Here is a 16,903-nt window from a genome sequence, read left to right as displayed (position 1 = left end):
TTCCGATGCCCACGGTTCTCTCCCGGATCACGACTCGGGCCGTTTGACGCTCTCCAGGAGCATGTCCAGCCACTCGGCGACCTTGTCCCGATGCTGGTCGGTGGGCAGCTGGGCCGCCCGCCAGGCGATGCCGCGCACGCCGTGGTCCTGTAACAGCCGCTCCAGCGGGTCGTCGGCGGCCTCGGCCGCGGCGCGTTCGCGGTCGGCGAGCTGCTGGAGGAGCTCCTGCTCGGAGCGCTGGAGGGCGTGTCCGAGCGCCTCCGGGTCCTCGGCCGTGAGGAACCCGGCATGCACGCCGAAGAAGCGCTGAATGGCGTCGCAGTGCTCCATGGTGGGGCGCCGGTCGCCGTTGATGAGGGCACCCGCCTGCTGGCGCGACATGCCCGCGCCGTCGGCGATCTCCTGCTGGGTGTACCTGCGCCCGTTGGGTTTGAGCCGGGTGCGGCGCAGCAGGTCCAGTCGCTGCAGGAAACGCGCCTGCAGGTCCGGCTCCCCGGCGGGCACTCCGCTCAGCAGGGCCTTCACCACCGGCTCCGGGACGCCGGACTCGACCGACAGCCGCGCGACGTCGAAGATCCGCTCGTGCGGCACGCCCAGCCGGTCGGCGAGGGCGGTGACACGGGCCACGACGGCCGGTAGCAGACCCGACGCCGCGACTCCCGGCATCTCGAAGCCATCCGTCACCGACAGGTCTCCTACGTCTCGCTCAGGTCGTTGTTCTTGCTTGCCCGGAACCAACCGGAGACTAGCCGTTGCCTCGAACTGGCATCCAGGTCTCGCCACAACTGTGGCGAGATTCAGCCGTCAACAGACGCCAAATGCCACGATAGTTGACACGCCCGGATGCAGGACAGCAGGATCAAGGCGCCACGTGTAGGGCGCAAGGGCAAGAGGGGTGACCTCCCGATGGCGTTTCAGGCAGGAGGGCAGCGGTCGCAGCCGCGGCCCCTCCCCGAGAGTCCGGAAGCACGGGCGTATCTGCAGGACTATGCCACGCTCCTCGAGGCCGTCCCCTTCCCGTCCGTCGTCTTCGACCACCGCTGGGACGTGGTGCTCACCAACAGCGCGTTCAGGACGCTGTTCAGCGGAGTCGCGTCCCACCCGACGGCCATGCCGTGCGACAACTTCCTGCGGTTCGTGCTGTTCCATCCGGACGCGGGCACGGTCCTCGGCGAGCACGAGTCGAGCTGGTGCCTGCCGATGCTCGCGCACTTCGCCGCGGCCGTGGAGCGACACGGCCACGACCACGGGCTGCAGGCCATCCGCCGGGACATCGCCCAGGACCCGATCATGGAGGCCGCCTACCGGCACGGCCTGCCGCACTGGATCCGCGCGGTCGGCCCGCACGCCGTGGAGCACGACGGGGCGGTACGCCCGCTGCTGCATCCCGACCCGCGCTGGGGCACCGACTGCCGCGTGGTGGGGGAGACCCCCAAGACCCTGCAGGACATGGGGTACTCCCGGCTGACCCTGGTACTGCGCGAGGCCCGCCGCCCGGCACCGGCCGCCCGCCGCCCGCGCCGCGCCCGGCACTCGGCCGGTCACCTCAGCGTGGTGCCCGAGCTGCCGGCGTAGGGCTTCCCCCTCAGCCCCGGTCCCGTCGGTGTTCAGGTCACCGACGGTGCCGGGGCTCACCCTTGCCGTCGCGGGACAGGCGGGACGCCCGACGAGGGGGCCTACAGGGTCACCCGCAGCGCGATGAGCCGCGCCGTCGAATCCTGCACGCACCGCTCGGCCAGCTCCCTGGCCGCATCCCGCGCCCCGTCCTGCACGGCGCGGAGGAGGGAGCGATGCCGGTCGGCCACCTCGTCGCGACAGGCGTCGTCCCCAAGCACGAGACACAGCAGTGCCCCGACCTCCGTCTGGAGCGCGATCTGCTCCCGGGTGAGCCGGGCCGACTGCGCGGCGGCGGCCAGCTCCACATGGAACCGGCCGTAGACGCGACTGCGCGCCGCCGCGTCCCCGGCCGTCGCGAACTCCTCCAGGCTGCGCCGCAGGTGCTGGAGGTCGTCCGGTTCGGTGCGCTCGGCCGCGAGCCGGGCGGCGGCGCCGGAGACGGCCGCCCAGTGGTCGCCGAGGTCGCGCAGTTCCTCCGTGCTCCACCCGGCCAGCCGCTGCCTCAGCCGCTCCTCGGCCGGGTCCGCGGGCAGCGAGACGAAGCTGCCGCCGCCGCGCCCTCGCCGGGTGGTGACCAGCCCCTGCTGCCGCAGCGCCATCAGCGCCTCGCGCAGGGTCACGGTGGACACGCCGAGCTGCCCCGCCAGCTCCGCCTCCCCGGGCAGTTGCTCCCCGTCGGCGAGCAGCCCGAGCTCGATGGCGTCGCCGAGCCGGCGAACCACCGTCTCCACGCGCGCCCGGGTGTCCACCGGGGCGAACACGGCTCTCCGGGCGGCGCCGTCCCTGTTCTGCTTCACGGCAACCACCTTGTGCGTTGACTCAACCTTTACCTTAAGAGGGTCTTGAGCTTTGAACTATGACTTCATATCTTTACTACCCAGGGTAAGAACGGAAGAGTGCTTCAGAAAGGTTCCCGTCCATGGAGGGCAGCGCCATCCGGTTGCAGGGCCTGCGGAAGGAGTTCGGCGGCACCACCGCCGTGGCCGGGGTCGACCTGGAGATATCCGACGGGGAGTTCTTCTCGATGCTGGGCCCGTCCGGCTCCGGCAAGACCACCGTCCTGCGCATGATCGCGGGCTTCGAGAGCCCCACCTCCGGCACCGTCGAGCTGGCCGGCCAGGACGTCACCGGCCTGGCTCCCTTCGAGCGGGACGTGCACACCGTCTTCCAGGACTACGCGCTCTTCCCGCACATGACCGTCGAGCAGAACGTCGCCTACGGCCTCAAGGTCCGCAAGGTGCCCAAGGCCGAACGGCTCCAGCGGGCCCGCGAGGCGCTCGCCGACGTACGCCTCGAAGGCTTCGGCAAGCGGCGGCCGAGCCAGCTCTCCGGCGGCCAGCGCCAGCGGGTCGCACTCGCCCGGGCCCTCGTCGGCCGCCCCCGGCTGCTGCTGCTCGACGAGCCGCTCGGCGCCCTCGACCTCAAGCTGCGCGAGCAGATGCAGGTCGAGCTCAAGGCCCTCCAGCGCGAGGTCGGGATCACCTTCGTGTTCGTCACCCACGACCAGGAGGAGGCCCTGACGATGAGCGACCGCATCGCCGTCTTCAACCAGGGCCGCATCGAACAGGTCGGCACCCCCGCCGAGATCTACGAGCGCCCCGCGACCGCGTTCGTCGCTTCCTTCGTCGGCACCTCCAACCTGCTTCAGGGCGAGGCCGCCGAGCGGGTCACCGGCGCCCCGGGCACGTACAGCATCCGGCCCGAGAAGATCCGGGTGCTGAAGGAGTCCTCCCTCGCCGACGAGCCCGAGCACTCCACCGCCACCGGCACCGTCGCCGAAGTGGTCTACCTCGGCGACTCCACCCGCTTCCTCGTCGACCTCGACGCGGGCGGCCGCCTCACCGCGCTCCAGCAGAACCTGGAGACCTCCTCCGAGGACGTCGCCGCCTACCGCGGCACCCGGGTGCGCCTGGCGTGGCACCGCCGCCACGCCGTCCAGGTCCCCGCCGCCCGCTGACCATCCCCCACGCCAGGTCACCGTCACGTATGGAGAACGTCGTGCGTCTCACCCGTACCTTGAAAGCCACCGCAGCCGCCGCGGTACTGCTCGCGGCCACCGCCTGCGGCTCGTCCGGCTCCGGCTCGGGCGGCTCCTCCTCGTCCACCGGCCTCAACCCGCCCGACCTGAAGGCGCAGTCGAAACTGGGCAAGAACGAGGGACAGGTCAACCTGATCGCCTGGGCCGGCTATGTCGAGGACGGCTCCAACGACCCCAAGGTCAACTGGGTCAGCGACTTCGAGAAGCAGACCGGCTGTCAGGTCCACTCCAAGGTGGCGGCCAGTTCCGACGAGATGGTCAAGCTGATGAAGACCGGCGAGTACGACGCCGTCTCCGCCTCCGGCGACGCCTCCCTGCGTCTGATCGCCTCCGGTGACGCGTCCCCGGTCAACACCGACCTCGTGCCGAACTACAAGGACGTGTTCAGCGACCTGAAGCTGCAGGCCTGGAACTCCGTCAAGGGCAAGGCCTACGGCATCCCGCACGGCCGCGGCGCCAACCTCCTCATGTACAACACGGAGAAGGTCAAGCCCGCGCCGACCTCCTGGTCCGCCGTCTTCGACGACGCCGCCAGGTACAAGGGCCACGTGACGGCGTACGACTCCCCGATCTACATCGCCGACGCGGCCCTGTACCTGAAGGCCACCAAGCCCGAGCTGAAGATCAAGGACCCGTACGCGCTCGACCAGAAGCAGTTCGACGCGGCGGTCGACCTGCTGAAGAAGCAGAACGCGAACATCGGCGAGTACTGGGGCGACTACCTCAAGGAGGTCTCCGCCTTCAAGAGCGGCGACTCCGTGGTCGGCACCACCTGGCAGGTCATCGCCAACCTGGCGAAGAGCGAGGGCGCCAAGGTCAACGCCATCGTGCCCAAGGAGGGCTCGACCGGCTGGTCCGACACCTGGATGCTCTACGCCAAGGCCAAGCACCCCAACTGCGCCTACCAGTGGATGAACTGGATCATCTCCCCGAAGGTGAACGCGCAGGTCGCCGAGTACTTCGGTGAGGCGCCCGCCAACGCCAAGGCGTGCGAGCAGACCAGCGACAAGAGCTTCTGCACCACCTTCCACGCCGCCGACACGGCGTACTGGAAGAACATCGCCTTCTGGAACACGCCCATCGAGCAGTGCCTCGACGGCCGCAGCGACGTCAAGTGCGTGCCGTACGCCAAGTGGGTCCAGGCCTGGACCGAGATCAAGGGCTGAGGGCTACGACGATGACCGCCACCGCGCAGGCCGCCGGACGGGCCCCCGTCCGGCGGCTCGCCGGGATGCTGCACCGCCGCCCGCGGCTGCGGCTGTCCCTGCTGCTCACCGCTCCCCTGCTGTGGCTGGCCGTGCTCTACCTCGGCTCGCTCGCAGTGCTGTTCCTCTCGGCGTTCTGGACGACGAACTCCTTCACCTCCGAGGTGGTGAAGGTCTGGTCGACCGACAACTTCCACGCGCTGCTGACGACCCCCGTCTTCCGCGAGGTCATCTGGCGCAGCATCGTCGTGGCCCTCGCGGTCACCGTCCTGTGCGCGGTGATCGGCTTCCCGCTCGCCTTCTACACGGCGCGCGTCGCGAAGCCCAGGTGGCGACCGCTGCTGGTGGTCGCGATCCTGACACCTCTATGGGCGAGTTACCTGGTCAAGGTGTACGCGTGGCGGCTGATCCTGTCCGAGGGCGGGCTGGCCGACTGGATGCTGAAGCCGTTCGGGCTGAGCGGACCCGGGTTCGGCCTCCCGGCGGCGATCATCACGCTCACGTACCTGTGGCTGCCGTACATGATCCTTCCGGTCCACACCGCGCTGGCGCAGCTGCCCGCCAACCTGCTGGACGCCTCCGCCGACCTCGGGGCGCGGCCCGGCCGCACCTTCCGCTCGGTCGTCCTGCCGATGGTGCTGCCGTCCGTCGCCGCCGGCTCGGTCTTCACCTTCTCGCTCAGCCTCGGCGACTACATCACCGTGCAGATCGTCGGCGGCAAGACCCAGCTGATCGGCAACCTCGTGTACTCCAACATCGAACTCAACCTGCCCATGGCCGCCGCGCTGGGCACGGTACCGGTGGTGGTCATCGTGCTGTACCTGCTGGCGATGCGCCGCACCGGCGCGCTCAGCAGCCTCTAGAACTCCGCAGCCTCGCCGCTCGAAGAGGTCCCACGTCATGCAACTGTCCCGCTCCGCGCGCAGCGCGCTGCGCATCGCCGCCGGGCTCGGCTTCGCGGTCATCTACGTCCCGCTCGCGCTCGTCCTGGTCAACTCCTTCAACCCGGACCGCAGCGCGAGCTGGCCCCCGCCCGGGTGGACGTTCCACTGGTGGTCGGTGGCCTGGGAGAACGCGGGCGCCCGCAGCGCGCTGTGGGTCTCGGTGAAGGCGGGCCTCGGCGCCACGGCCATCGCCCTGGTGCTGGGCACGCTCATCGCGTTCGCGGTGGCCCGGCACCGGTTCTTCGGCCGCGGCACCATCTCGTTCGTGGTCGTCCTGCCGATCGCGCTGCCCGGCATCGTCACCGGCATCGCGCTCAACTCGGCGTTCAGCACGGTGCTTCAGCCGCTCGGAGTCGGCCTCGGGCTGTTCACCGTGATCGTCGGGCACGCCACCTTCTGCATCGTCGTCGTCTTCAACAACGTGGTCGCACGGCTGCGCCGTACCTCCGGCTCCTTCGAGGAGGCGGCGATGGACCTCGGGGCCGACACCTTCCGTGCCTTCGTCGACGTGACGTTCCCGCTGGTGCGCTCGGCGCTGTTCGCGGGGGGACTGCTCGCGTTCGCGCTGTCCTTCGACGAGATCGTGGTGACGACGTTCACCGCGGGCCCCGGCATCGAGACCCTGCCGATCTGGATCTTCAACAACATGACACGCCCTCAGCAGGCGCCCGTGGTCAACGTGGTGGCGGCGGTACTGGTCCTGCTGTCGGTGATCCCGATCTACGTCGCCCAGCGACTGTCGGCGGACACGGCTACGGAGAGCCGGATCTAGGGCCGGGACCCGGCACCGGGCCGGGCCCCGTCCTCGGGGGAGCCCCCGGTCACAGGTCGAGCACCAACCGCCCGCCCCGGCACCGCGACACGCAGATCATCATCGTCTCGCCGGACTCCCGCTCCTCCGGTGTCAGCACCGAGTCCCGGTGGTCCGGGGTGCCCTCCAGGACGTCGGTCTCGCAGGTGCCGCAGGTGCCCTCGGTGCAGGAGTAGAGCACCTCGACGCCGGCGTCGCGCACGGTGTCGAGGACCGACACGTGCGGGGGGACGGTGAGCGTACGGCCGCTCCGCGCGAGGACGACCTCGAACTCGCCGTCGTCTCCCGTTGGTTGCTCCTTGGGCTGGAACCGCTCGACGCGCAGTGTCCCGGCGGGGCAGCGCTCCTCCACCGCGTCCAGCAGCGGGCCGGGGCCGCAGCAGTAGACGAGCGTGCCGTCGGGCAGGTCGTCCAGCACCGAGGCCAGGTCCAGCAGCCCGGTCTCGTCCTGCGGGGCGACGGTGACCCGGTCCCCGTACCGCTCCAACTCCGCGGTGAACGCCATGGACCGGCGGGTGCGGCCGCCGTACAGCAGGGTCCACTCGGCACCCGCCGCCTCGGCCGCGGCGAGCATCGGCAGAACGGGCGTGATGCCGATGCCGCCGGCGATGAAGCGGTATCGGGGGGAGGGGTGCAGCGGGAAGTGGTTGCGCGGGCCCCGCACCCGTACCTTGTCGCCCTCGCGCACCTGCTCGTGGACGTGTGCCGACCCTCCCCGCCCGTCGGCCTCGCGCAGCACGGCGATCCGCCAGGCGTGCCGGTCCGCGGGATCGCCGCACAGCGAGTACTGCCGCTCCAGTCCCGGCCCGAGCAGGACGTCGACGTGGGCGCCCGGCTCCCAGGCCGGCAGCTTTTCGCCCAGCGGGTGGCGCAGGGTCAGGGCGAGCACGCCCTCGGCCGCAGGCTCGCGGCGGTCGACGACGAGTTCGGCTTCGTACGTGGTCATGAGGTGGTTCCTCGAGGCTGGTGTCCTTCGGGGTGCGCGAGCATCCACTCCCACATCTCCACCGGATCCTGGGCGGTGTGCTCCGCGCCGCAGTGGCAGGTGCCGTGCAGGGTGTCCGTGCCGGGTACCCAGTCGATGCGGTAGATCTCGCCGGTCACGAAAGGCGCGCTCACCGGACCTTCTCCACGGGCTTCTCGCCCTCCTCGACCAGCCGGGCGAGGATGCGGCGGGCGGCGAGACCGCCGGTGTCGATGTTGATGCTCAGCTCCTGGTAACCCTGGCGCTCGGTGCCGAGCGTCTTCTGCAGCAGGTTGAGCGCGGTGACGTCCTGCATGACGACGGTGTGGTTGTTCCCGCGCAGGAACTCGGTGACCTCGTCGTCGTCCGTCGCCCAGTCGCGCGAGACGGCCCAGAAGTCGTACACCTTGCCGTCGGCGGACGGCGTGATGGCGTAGGTGATCTCGGTGTGGAAGCCGTTCGGGTCGCTGCCGTCCGGCTCGGGCAGCACGCCGACCGGCGCGATCCGGCTGTGCAGCAGGTACAGGCACGGGGCGTGGTACTCGATGTCCTGCCAGCGGGTGATGCGGCCCTCGATGCCGGTCGAACGGGCGTAGAAGGGCGGGCACTCGGCGTCGTCCATGTGCCGGCCGACCCGCACGATGCCGGCGCCCTCGTCGACCTCGGTGGTGATGGGCGTCTCCGCGACCTCCGGAGTGCCGATGTAGCCGCCGTGCAGATAGGTCTCGTGGGACAGGTCGAGGAGGTTGTCGACCAGCAGGCCGTAGTCGCAGTCGATCGGTTCCATGCCGCGGACGGTGACCCAGCCCGGCGAGTCGAGGTGCTTCGCCCGCGGAATGGCCATCGGGTCGGCGAGCGCGGGGTCACCGATCCACACCCACACCAGGGAGTCCTGTTCGACGACCGGGTAGGACGCGACGCGCGCGGTGCGCGGAACGCGCTTCTGTCCCGGCACGTAGACACAGGAGCCGGTGGTGTCGTAGGTGAAGCCGTGGTAGCCGCACACGATCCGGTCGCCGTCGAGGCGGGTCGGCTTCTCCGAGAGCGGGTAGCGGCGGTGCACGCAGCGGTCGTGGAGGGCGACGGGCCTGCCGTCCTCCTCGGTGCGGTAGAGGACGAGCGGCTCACCGAGGATCGTCCGGCCGAGCAACTCGCGCCCGACCTCATGGCTGTAGGCGGCGACGTACCACTGGTTCCTGGCGAAGGCGGTCGTGTGAGGCATGGCGTTCCCGTCCCTGAGAGCGGGGCGTCGTCGCCCCGCGTGCCGTGGTCGGCCCCAGGTTCCTGACGGCCGGGGCCACGGCGCAAGGCGGCTTCTGTCAGGCGGAAGTGCCTCCGCGAAAGTCCGCACGACTGCTCCGCGGCCGATCTCGCCGTGACTGTGCGTAGCGTCGGATCGCCCCGTGCTGACGTGGCGGCGGAACACGGCCAGACTGGAGGTGGGCGTGGTGAGCGGGCGCCCGGGCCTGCGCAGCAGGCGATCATCCGCGAGGTGACGGGGAGGCGGAGACGTGACGGTGGGACGTATCGGCCTGGTCGTCCACGGCGGCCGCGCCGAAGCCGTGGACGCGGCCCGGACCGTGCGCGCGTGGTGCACCGAGCACGCCGTGCAGTACGCGGACATCGACGTGTGGCAGGACGGTGGGCGGCGCCATGCCCGGGACGAGGTGGACTCCGCGGGTGACCCGGACCTGATCGTCACCCTGGGAGGAGACGGGACCTTCCTGCGCGGTGCCCGGCTGGCCGCCGAGAACGACGCCCTGATCCTGGGGGTCGACATCGGCCGCGTGGGGTTCCTGACGGAGGTGCCCGTCACGCTGGTGCGCCAGGCGCTCGACGCCGTACGACAGAACCGGTACTCGGTCGATCAGCGCATGTTGCTCACCCTGCGCGCCTCGCGCCGTCTGGAGGTGCCGCCGGAGATGGAGGCGCTGACGCGCTACGGCCGCGGACCGCTGCTGCCGCCTCCCCAGGTGCGCGCCCATTGCGAGGTCTGCGACGACTGGGGCATTCCGCTGAACGTGATGGCGCTGAACGACGTCGTACTGGAGAAGCTGGCACGGGACCGGCAGGTGTCGGTCGGCGTCTACCTCGCCGGCCGGCTGCTCGCCTCGTACTCCGCCGACGCCCTGCTGGTGGCCACACCGACGGGTTCCACCGCCTACAGCTTCGCCGCCGGCGGCCCGGTCGTCTCGCCCCGTGCGGAAGCCCTCGTCTTCACCCCGGTCGCCCCCCACATGGCGTTCAACCGCTCGGTCGTGGCGGCCCCCGACGAACCCGTCGCCCTGAAGGTTCTCGAACGGTCGGGCCAGGCCGCCGTCAGCATCGACGGCCAGTTGCGGGGCGTCCTGTACCCGGGGGACTGGATCGGTGTCTACCCCTCCCCACGGCGCCTGAGGGCCATCCGGCTGGGGCCGATGGACTTCTACGGCCGCCTGCGCGAGCGGATGAAGCTGACCGACGCCCCGGCGGCGGTCGTGGACGGGACCCCCGCGCCGCTGTGGCCGGTGACCACCCCACGGCCGGACGACCTGGCACACCTGGCGCTGCCCATCGGCCCGGCGGCGGACGGCGGGCGCCACAGCTGACCGGGGGCCCGGCAGGAGACACGGCCGTGTCCGCCGCCGGGTACGACCCCCAGGTTCCGTGAACGCAGGGCCCGAAGTGGGTCGCCCTTGACCTCTTGGGCGGGTCTTGGTGGCACCGGGACCGAGTCTTGGCCCATCCACCATCAGCCCTTGGCCCGCCCGCATCCGGCGTACCGACGACTTTCACACAGGCGCCATCAGACCCTTTCCTGACGTTTGGTGCTCCTGGAACACTCCCTTCGCGCAGGTTCCCTCACCATCGGGCGTTTCCCGCCCCGTCAGGACAAGAGGTCACTCCGTCATGCCTGAAGTGAATCGGCGCAGATTCCTCCAACTCGCGGGCGGCACCGCCGCGTTCACGGCGCTCTCCAGCAGCATCGAGCGCGCCGCGGCCCTTCCCGCCAACCACCGTTCCGGAACCGTCGAGGACGTCGAGCACATCGTCGTCCTGATGCAGGAGAACCGTTCCTTCGACCACTACTTCGGCACCCTCAGAGGTGTGCGGGGCTTCGGCGACCCGCGCCCGGTGACCCTGCAGAACGGCAAGACGGTCTGGCACCAGTCGGACGGCACCAAGGACATCCTGCCGTTCCACCCCGACGCCGACGACCTGGGCCTCGCCTTCATCCAGGACCTGCCGCACGGCTGGAACGACGGACACGCCGCCTTCAACGGGGGCAGGTACGACAAGTGGGTGCCGTCCAAGGGCTCCACGACCATGGCGTACCTGACGCGTGCGGACATCCCCTTCCACTACGCGCTCGCCGACGCCTTCACCATCTGCGACGCGTACCACTGCTCGTTCATCGGCTCCACCGACCCGAACCGCTACTACCTGTGGACGGGGTACACCGGCAACGACGGCCAGGGCGGCGGCCCGGTCCTCGGCAACGACGAGGCGGGCTACAGCTGGACCACCTACCCCGAGCGCCTGGAGAAGGCGGGGGTCTCCTGGAAGATCTACCAGGACGTCGGCGACGGCCTCGACGCGAACGGCTCCTGGGGCTGGATCCAGGACGCCTACCGCGGCAACTACGGCGACAACTCCCTGCTGTACTTCAAGCAGTACCAGAACGCGGGGCCCGGCGACCCCCTCTACGACAAGGCCCGCACCGGCACCGACGCCCGCAAGGGCGAGGGCTTCTTCGACCGGCTCAAGGCCGACGTGACATCCGGCAAGCTGCCGCAGATCTCCTGGATCGTCGCCCCCGAGGCCTTCACCGAGCACCCCAACTGGCCCGCCAACTACGGCGCCTGGTACGTCGCCCAGGTCCTGGACGCGCTCACCTCCGACCCCGAGGTGTGGGCGAAGACCGCCCTGTTCATCACCTATGACGAGAACGACGGCTTCTTCGACCACCTCATACCGCCCATCCCGCCCGCCTCCGCCGCGCAGGGCAAGTCCACCGTCGACGTGGGACCCGACCTCTTCAAGGGCGACGGCAGCCACGTCGCCGGCCCCTACGGTCTCGGCCAGCGCGTGCCGATGCTGGTCGTCTCCCCGTGGAGCAAGGGCGGCTACGTCTGCTCCGAGACGCTCGACCACACCTCCGTCATCCGGTTCATGGAGCGCCGCTTCGGCGTGCACGAGCCGAACATCTCGCCCTGGCGGCGCGCCATCACCGGCGACCTGACCTCCGCCTTCGACTTCTCCCGCAAGGACACCAAGCCCGTCGCGCTGCCGTCCACCGACGGCTACCGGCCGCCGGACCACGACCGCCACCCCGACTATGTGCCGACCCCGCCCGCCAAGGGTGTCCTGCCCAAGCAGGAGCGCGGTCTGCGGCCCACCCGCCCGCTGAAGTACGCGCCGATCGTGGACGGTTCGGCGGACACCGCGGCCGGGACGTTCACCCTCAGCTTCGCCTCCGGTGCGCACGCCGGTGCCGCCTTCCTCGTCACCTCCGGCAACCGCACCGACGGCCCGTGGACCTACACCACGGAGGCCGGCAAGTCGGTCTCGGACACCTGGAACTCCGCGTACTCCAGCGGCTCGTACGACCTGACCGTGCACGGCCCCAACGGCTTCCTGCGCGCTTTCAAGGGCCGCGGCAAGGCCGCCGGTCCCGAGGTCACCGCCCGGCACTGCGGTGACGACCTCGCGCTGACCTTCACCAACAAGGGCTCCGGCACGGTGAAGCTGGAGGTCACCAGCGGTTACGGCGGCCGCCCGCAGACGGTCACGGTGCGACCCGGTGCCACCGTGAAGCACACCGTCGACCTGGGGGCCAGCAGGCGCTGGTACGACCTCACCGTCACCTGCGGGGCCGACCCGTCCTTCCTGCGCCGCTTCGCCGGGCACGTGGAGAACGGCCGGCCGGGCGTGAGCGACCCCGCGATCGTGACCGACTGACCGGAGCATCCGGTGCCGGCGGTGGCCGGCGCGTGCGCGCACGCGCCGGCCACCCGAGCGTTCACAGGGTGGTCAGGTGCTCCGGCGCGGCCGGCCGCTGAGCGGGCAGCGACGGCTCGACGGGAGCCGGCCCGGGCTCCAGGGCCAGCACCGCGGCGACCGGGTGGTCGTCGACGGGGGCCGGGGCGGCGGGGTCGGGCCGCGACAGCGTCACCACGCCCCAGGACGCCAGGCCCGCACCCGCCGCCGCGAGGAGCAGACCGGCCGCGCCGCCCTGGAGGCGTTCGCCCAGCAGGCTGAGGCCGATCACCGCCGCCGCGACCGGGTTGGCGAGGGTGACGAGGGCGAGCGGCGCGCCGAGGCCGCCCCGGTACGCGGTCTGCGACAGCAGCAGGCCGACCGTCGCGAACAACGCCACCAGCAGCGCCACCACGACGACGTGTGCGCTCAGCAGCGGTGCCGAGCGGTCCGTCGCCGCCACCGTCACCGTCTGGGTGAGCGCGGAGGCGACACCCGACGCGAAACCGGACGCGGTCGCGTGCCGAAGCCCGGGGTGGGCGCCCGGTCGGGAGAGCACGCCGATCACGGCGGTGGTCGCCCCGGCCACGGCCAGCGCCTCGGGCAGGCTCAGCACCTCGTCCGGCTCCGGACCGGACGCCGTCACCAGCAGCGCGGCCAGACCGAGCAGCGTCAGGGCCGTGCCCCGCCACTCCACGGCGCTGACCCGGCGGCCCGCCGCCCGCGCCCCCAGCGGCACCGCGGCCACCAGGGTGAGCGCGCCGAGCGGCTGCACCAGCGTCAGCGGACCGAACTTGAGGGCGGACACGTGCAGCAGCGCGGCGGAGGCGTTCAGCGCGACCGACCCCCACCAGGCGCCGCGCGTCAGCAGCCGCACCACACCGGTCCCGGCCTCCCGGGCGGCGAGCCGCTCCTGAGCCACGGCGGCGGCCGCGTAGGCGACGGCGGAGAACAGGGAGAGGACGATCGCGAGGACGGCGGCGCTCATCGTCCGGCTCCCACGAGACCGGGGCCGTCGGCGGTCCTGGGCTCGGCGGACCTCGGAGACGGCACCGTGCGCCGCGCTGCCGCGGCGGTGCCCCGCGCCTTCGACGACGGACTGGGGACCACGGCCAGGGCGATGCCCAGCAGGGCCGTCGCCACCACCGCGTCGAGCCAGTAGTGGTTCGCCGTGCCGACGATCACGAGCAGCGTCAGCAGCGGATGCAGCAGCCACAGCCACCGCCAGCGGGACCGGGTCGCCGCGATCAGACCGGTCGCGACCATCAGCGCCCAGCCGAAGTGCAGCGAGGGCATGGCGGCGAACTGGTTCGCCATCGAATCGGTCGCGGGCTCGGCCCCGTACACCGTCGGCCCGTACAGCTGCCCGGTGTCCACCAGGTGCCCCGCGTGCAGCATCCGCGGCGGGGCGAGCGGAAACGTGAGGTGCAGCGCCAGCGCCGCGCCGGTGACCAGGGCGAGAACCCGGCGGGCCCACAGGTAGTGGCCGGGCCGCCGCAGGTACAGCCACACCAGGAAGGCCGCCGTGGCCGTGAAGTGCACGGCCACGTAGTAGAGGTTCGCGGCGCGGACGAGGGTGTCGCCGTGCAGCAGTGCGGACTGCACGGCGCCCTCGCCCGGCAGCCGGAGTGCGCGCTCCCAGTCCCACACGCGGTGCGCGTTGTGGAACGCCTGCGCGGTGTGGCCGTTCGCGAGTTGCCGGCCGAATTTGTAGACGAGGAAGAGCCCCGCGACCAGAAGGACTTCGCGGACGAGGGCCGGCCGGTGTATCGCGGCCGCCGCTTCGCTGTCGGGCTCGGTGCGGGAATCCATCCCCGCCCCCCTTTGCTGACGATGGGCCCCCGCGCGCGAGCGAAGCCGGGCGTCGGAGTGCGTCGGGTGGTGCGTGGTGAGCCCAGGAGGGGATCCACTCGACAGAGGAGTGGGTCCTGTCCAAGGCTCATCGATACGCCAGTGTACCGATACGCTCTCGTACCGGTACACTGGCGTATCGATATACTGGTGTGAAGCGGCCCACCCGGCCGGCCACCACGACCGAGGAGCACAAGCCATGACGTCGCAGGCAGCGGAGGCACCGCAGACGGCGGCCGCCTCGCGCCGCTCCAAGCTCACGCCCGAGCGCGAGCAGGAGTTCTTCGACGCCGTGCTGGAGCAGATCCGCGAATGCGGCTATGACGCGGTCACCATGGAGGGCGTCGCCGCCGTCACCCGGTGCAGCAAGTCCACGCTGTACCGGCAGTGGAAGACCAAGCCCCAGTTCGTGGCCGCCGCCCTGCGGGCCAGCCGCTGCGTGCGGTTCGCGGGCATCGACACCGGTTCGCTCGCCGGGGACCTGCGCGCCGTGGCGCGGGCCGCGGCCGAGTGGTCGCGCCGGGACACCAAGCTCCACCAGGCCCTCGGTCACGCTGTGATGCAGGACCCTGAGCTCGCGCGGGCACTGCGCGAAGCACTGGTCGAGCCCGAGGTCAGGGCGCTGCAGGAGATCGTCCGGCGTGGTGTGGAGCGCGGGGAGGTGCCCGCCGCCCATCCGGCGCTGGAGTACGTCCCCGCACAACTGCTGGGCGTGCTGCGGGTCCGCCCCCTGCTGGAAGGGGAGTACGCGGACGAGGAGTACCTCACCCGCTTCGTCGAGGCCGTGGTGCTCCCGTCGCTCGGACTGACCTGAGGACCGGGACGCCGTCCGTGGGATGACCGGACGTCGGCCCGACAGCGCCGCACCGTGGGGACGGGGGCGGCGCGCACCCCAGGCCGGGCGGGGCTCCTCCTGAGCGGAGGGGAGCCCCGCCCGGCCGCATGGCGTCGGCCGGGGGCGGCTGGAAACCCCCTACACCTTCTGCCCGTCGCCGCTCGCCGTCGCCGCCTTGATGCCCTTGGCGATCTGGTCCAGGACGGACGGCTTGGGCGCGTTCGCCCCGGCGTCGATGCCGAAGCGTACGACGACGAGCTGCCCGGAGTCGGCGGGCGACGGGAAGACCAGCGACTCGACGTAGCCGTCCGTGCCCTTGGCCGTCTCCGCCTTCCAGCGGACCAGGTAGCCCTTCTGCCCGGCCACGGTCACCGCCCCGGAGGCCAGCACCTGGTGCGAGGTGATCCCGCCGTAGGACGTGCCGCCGTAGGACTCCTCGGCGTTCTTCGCGATGTCCTGCTCGGCCGCCGCCCGAGCGGTGGTCGCCGTCAGCCCCTGCCGCTCGGCGGGGGCCGAGTACGCCCCGCCGGTGCTGCAGGTCTTCGAGGTGTCGCCGGGGCACTTGTAGGAGCCGCCCGACTGGACGGCCGCCCCGCCCTCGATGGTCTGGCCGGTCCAGCCGTCGGGCACCGGGATGCTGATGCCGTTGAACGGGTCGGTGGCGTAACCGTCCTCGGTCCCCGGTTGCCCGGACTGCCCGGGCGCGGGCATCCGACCGCCCGAACCGCCACCGAACGGACCGCCCTGCCCGCCCTGGCCCCCCTGACCACCTTGGCCGCCCTGGCCTTCCTGGCCACCGAAGCCGCCGGGACCGCCCGGACCCTGGGCGCCCGCGGAGCGGCCGCTCCCGCCGGCTTGTGCGGTGAGCGCGTAGACACCGCCGCCTATGCCCGCCAGGACCACGATCGCCGCCGCCACGGCTATCCCGGTCCGCACCCCACGCCGCGCCGGGGCGGGCCCGGCCCCGGGGTGGGGGACGGCGGCGAACGGCTCGCCCGGGTACGCTCCGGCGACCGGCGGCTGCGCCGGCGGACCCCACGAGGCGCCCGGGTCCACGGGGCGGACCCGGTCCGTCCATGCCTTGCCGTCCCACCAGCGCTCGGTGGGGGGCCCGTCACTTGTCTGTCCCGGGTCGGGATACCACCCGGGTGGAGTCACCTGCGTCATGCCCCCACGGTATGAGGCGGGTGTGAAAGCCGGATGAGAGCGCCCGCCCGAGCCACCGGCCCGTCTGCCACCGGCCCGTCTGCCGTCTGCCGTCTGCCGTCCGCCCGTCCGGCCCGACCTGCGGGCGCAGCGGCGCCCGGCCTGTGCCCGTGCCCCGCGCCTCTGCCTGGTCCCGCGCCCGCGCCGGGCTCATGCCCGCGCCCCGCGCCCGCCCGAGCCACCGGCCCGTCTGCCACCGGCCCGTCTGCCGTCTGCCGTCTGCCGTCCGCCCGTCCGGCCCGACCTGCGGGCGCAGCGGCGCCTGGCCTGTGCCCGTGCCCCGCGCCTCTGCCTGGTCCCGCGCCCGCGCCGGGCTCATGCCCGCGCCCCGCGCCCGCCCGAGCCACCGGCCCACGCTGCCTGTTTGTCCGTTTGCCGGTCTGCCGTCTGCCGTCTGCCGTCCGCCCGTCCGGCCCGACCTGCGGGCGCAGCGGCGCCTGGCCTGTGCCCGTGCCCCGCGCCTCTGCCTGGTC

16 protein-coding genes are annotated in these 16,903 nt (G+C 71.9%); 8 read left to right on the top strand and 8 right to left on the bottom strand.

Annotated elements, in window-relative coordinates; genetic code table 11:
* Positions 1–27: 27 nt before the first annotated feature.
* Positions 28–684: a helix-turn-helix domain-containing protein gene (locus ACFYZJ_RS13075; protein WP_388566434.1), complete on the bottom strand. Its 657-nt coding sequence runs from the start codon at positions 682–684 to the stop codon at positions 28–30.
* Between the two features lie 222 nt (positions 685–906).
* On the opposite strand from ACFYZJ_RS13075, the gene ACFYZJ_RS13070 reads away from it, so the two are divergent.
* Positions 907–1,575 (top strand): hypothetical protein, encoded by a 669-nt coding sequence (locus tag ACFYZJ_RS13070; RefSeq protein WP_388566431.1) that lies wholly within the window; start codon positions 907–909, stop codon positions 1,573–1,575.
* A gap of 101 nt (positions 1,576–1,676) precedes the next feature.
* On the opposite strand, the gene ACFYZJ_RS13065 is transcribed toward ACFYZJ_RS13070, so the two are convergent.
* Positions 1,677–2,414: a FadR/GntR family transcriptional regulator gene (locus tag ACFYZJ_RS13065; protein ID WP_388566429.1), complete on the bottom strand. Its 738-nt coding sequence runs from the start codon at positions 2,412–2,414 to the stop codon at positions 1,677–1,679.
* Positions 2,415–2,536: 122 nt separating this feature from the next.
* Here ACFYZJ_RS13065 and ACFYZJ_RS13060 point away from each other — a divergent pair, with 122 nt between their 5' ends.
* Genes ACFYZJ_RS13060 through ACFYZJ_RS13045 form a run of 4 tightly spaced genes read left to right on the top strand, consistent with a single transcriptional unit; the run spans position 2,537 to position 6,576 of the window.
* Positions 2,537–3,574, top strand: a complete 1,038-nt coding sequence (locus ACFYZJ_RS13060) for an ABC transporter ATP-binding protein (RefSeq protein ID WP_388566426.1) — start codon at positions 2,537–2,539, stop codon at positions 3,572–3,574.
* A gap of 41 nt (positions 3,575–3,615) precedes the next feature.
* Positions 3,616–4,821 carry an ABC transporter substrate-binding protein gene (locus tag ACFYZJ_RS13055; protein ID WP_388566423.1) on the top strand — a complete coding sequence of 402 codons (1,206 nt, stop codon included), beginning with the start codon at positions 3,616–3,618 and terminating at the stop codon, positions 4,819–4,821.
* 11 nt (positions 4,822–4,832) lie between these two features.
* The gene (locus ACFYZJ_RS13050) at positions 4,833–5,723 is read left to right on the top strand and encodes an ABC transporter permease (RefSeq protein WP_388566420.1); all 891 of its coding nucleotides are present in this window, start codon (positions 4,833–4,835) and stop codon (positions 5,721–5,723) included.
* A 37-nt stretch (positions 5,724–5,760) separates the two neighbouring features.
* Entirely contained in the window at positions 5,761–6,576 is an 816-nt protein-coding gene (locus tag ACFYZJ_RS13045; RefSeq protein WP_388566417.1) for an ABC transporter permease, read from the top strand.
* 49 nt (positions 6,577–6,625) lie between these two features.
* On the opposite strand, the gene ACFYZJ_RS13040 is transcribed toward ACFYZJ_RS13045, so the two are convergent.
* The 3 genes from ACFYZJ_RS13040 to ACFYZJ_RS13030 are packed head-to-tail and all read right to left on the bottom strand — an operon-like array spanning position 6,626 to position 8,801.
* Positions 6,626–7,561: a PDR/VanB family oxidoreductase gene (locus ACFYZJ_RS13040; RefSeq protein ID WP_388566415.1), complete on the bottom strand. Its 936-nt coding sequence runs from the start codon at positions 7,559–7,561 to the stop codon at positions 6,626–6,628.
* Positions 7,558–7,734 (bottom strand): hypothetical protein, encoded by a 177-nt coding sequence (locus tag ACFYZJ_RS13035; RefSeq protein ID WP_388566413.1) that lies wholly within the window; start codon positions 7,732–7,734, stop codon positions 7,558–7,560. Before ACFYZJ_RS13035 ends, ACFYZJ_RS13040 begins: the two co-directional genes overlap by 4 nt.
* Positions 7,731–8,801 carry a Rieske 2Fe-2S domain-containing protein gene (locus ACFYZJ_RS13030; protein ID WP_388566412.1) on the bottom strand — a complete coding sequence of 357 codons (1,071 nt, stop codon included), beginning with the start codon at positions 8,799–8,801 and terminating at the stop codon, positions 7,731–7,733. The genes ACFYZJ_RS13035 and ACFYZJ_RS13030 overlap by 4 nt, the downstream gene beginning before the upstream one ends.
* A gap of 289 nt (positions 8,802–9,090) precedes the next feature.
* On the opposite strand from ACFYZJ_RS13030, the gene ACFYZJ_RS13025 reads away from it, so the two are divergent.
* Positions 9,091–10,167 (top strand): NAD(+)/NADH kinase, encoded by a 1,077-nt coding sequence (locus ACFYZJ_RS13025; protein WP_388566409.1) that lies wholly within the window; start codon positions 9,091–9,093, stop codon positions 10,165–10,167.
* Positions 10,168–10,468: 301 nt separating this feature from the next.
* On the top strand, positions 10,469–12,520 hold the full coding sequence (locus ACFYZJ_RS13020; protein ID WP_388566406.1) for a phosphocholine-specific phospholipase C: 2,052 nt from the start codon (positions 10,469–10,471) through the stop codon (positions 12,518–12,520).
* A 61-nt stretch (positions 12,521–12,581) separates the two neighbouring features.
* On the opposite strand, the gene ACFYZJ_RS13015 is transcribed toward ACFYZJ_RS13020, so the two are convergent.
* The gene (locus ACFYZJ_RS13015; RefSeq protein WP_388566404.1) at positions 12,582–13,526 is read right to left on the bottom strand and encodes a hypothetical protein; all 945 of its coding nucleotides are present in this window, start codon (positions 13,524–13,526) and stop codon (positions 12,582–12,584) included.
* Positions 13,523–14,350, bottom strand: coding sequence for a phosphatase PAP2 family protein (locus tag ACFYZJ_RS13010; protein WP_388566402.1), 828 nt, complete (start codon positions 14,348–14,350; stop codon positions 13,523–13,525). Before ACFYZJ_RS13010 ends, ACFYZJ_RS13015 begins: the two co-directional genes overlap by 4 nt.
* A 238-nt stretch (positions 14,351–14,588) precedes the next feature.
* Between ACFYZJ_RS13010 and ACFYZJ_RS13005 the strand changes: the two genes are divergently transcribed.
* Positions 14,589–15,203, top strand: a complete 615-nt coding sequence (locus ACFYZJ_RS13005) for a TetR/AcrR family transcriptional regulator C-terminal ligand-binding domain-containing protein (RefSeq protein WP_388566399.1) — start codon at positions 14,589–14,591, stop codon at positions 15,201–15,203.
* A gap of 159 nt (positions 15,204–15,362) precedes the next feature.
* Here the strand turns inward: ACFYZJ_RS13005 and ACFYZJ_RS13000 are convergent, their stop codons facing one another.
* Complete coding sequence (locus ACFYZJ_RS13000; RefSeq protein WP_388566397.1) at positions 15,363–16,391, bottom strand: DUF2510 domain-containing protein; 1,029 nt, start codon at positions 16,389–16,391, stop codon at positions 15,363–15,365.
* Positions 16,392–16,903: the final 512 nt, after the last annotated feature.

Source organism: Streptomyces sp. NPDC001848, from assembly GCF_042891915.1.
In the GTDB taxonomy this organism is placed as follows: domain Bacteria; phylum Actinomycetota; class Actinomycetes; order Streptomycetales; family Streptomycetaceae; genus Streptomyces.
The sequence above is the reverse complement of the archived record's forward strand: the minus strand, read 5'-3'. Positions and strand labels throughout refer to the sequence as shown.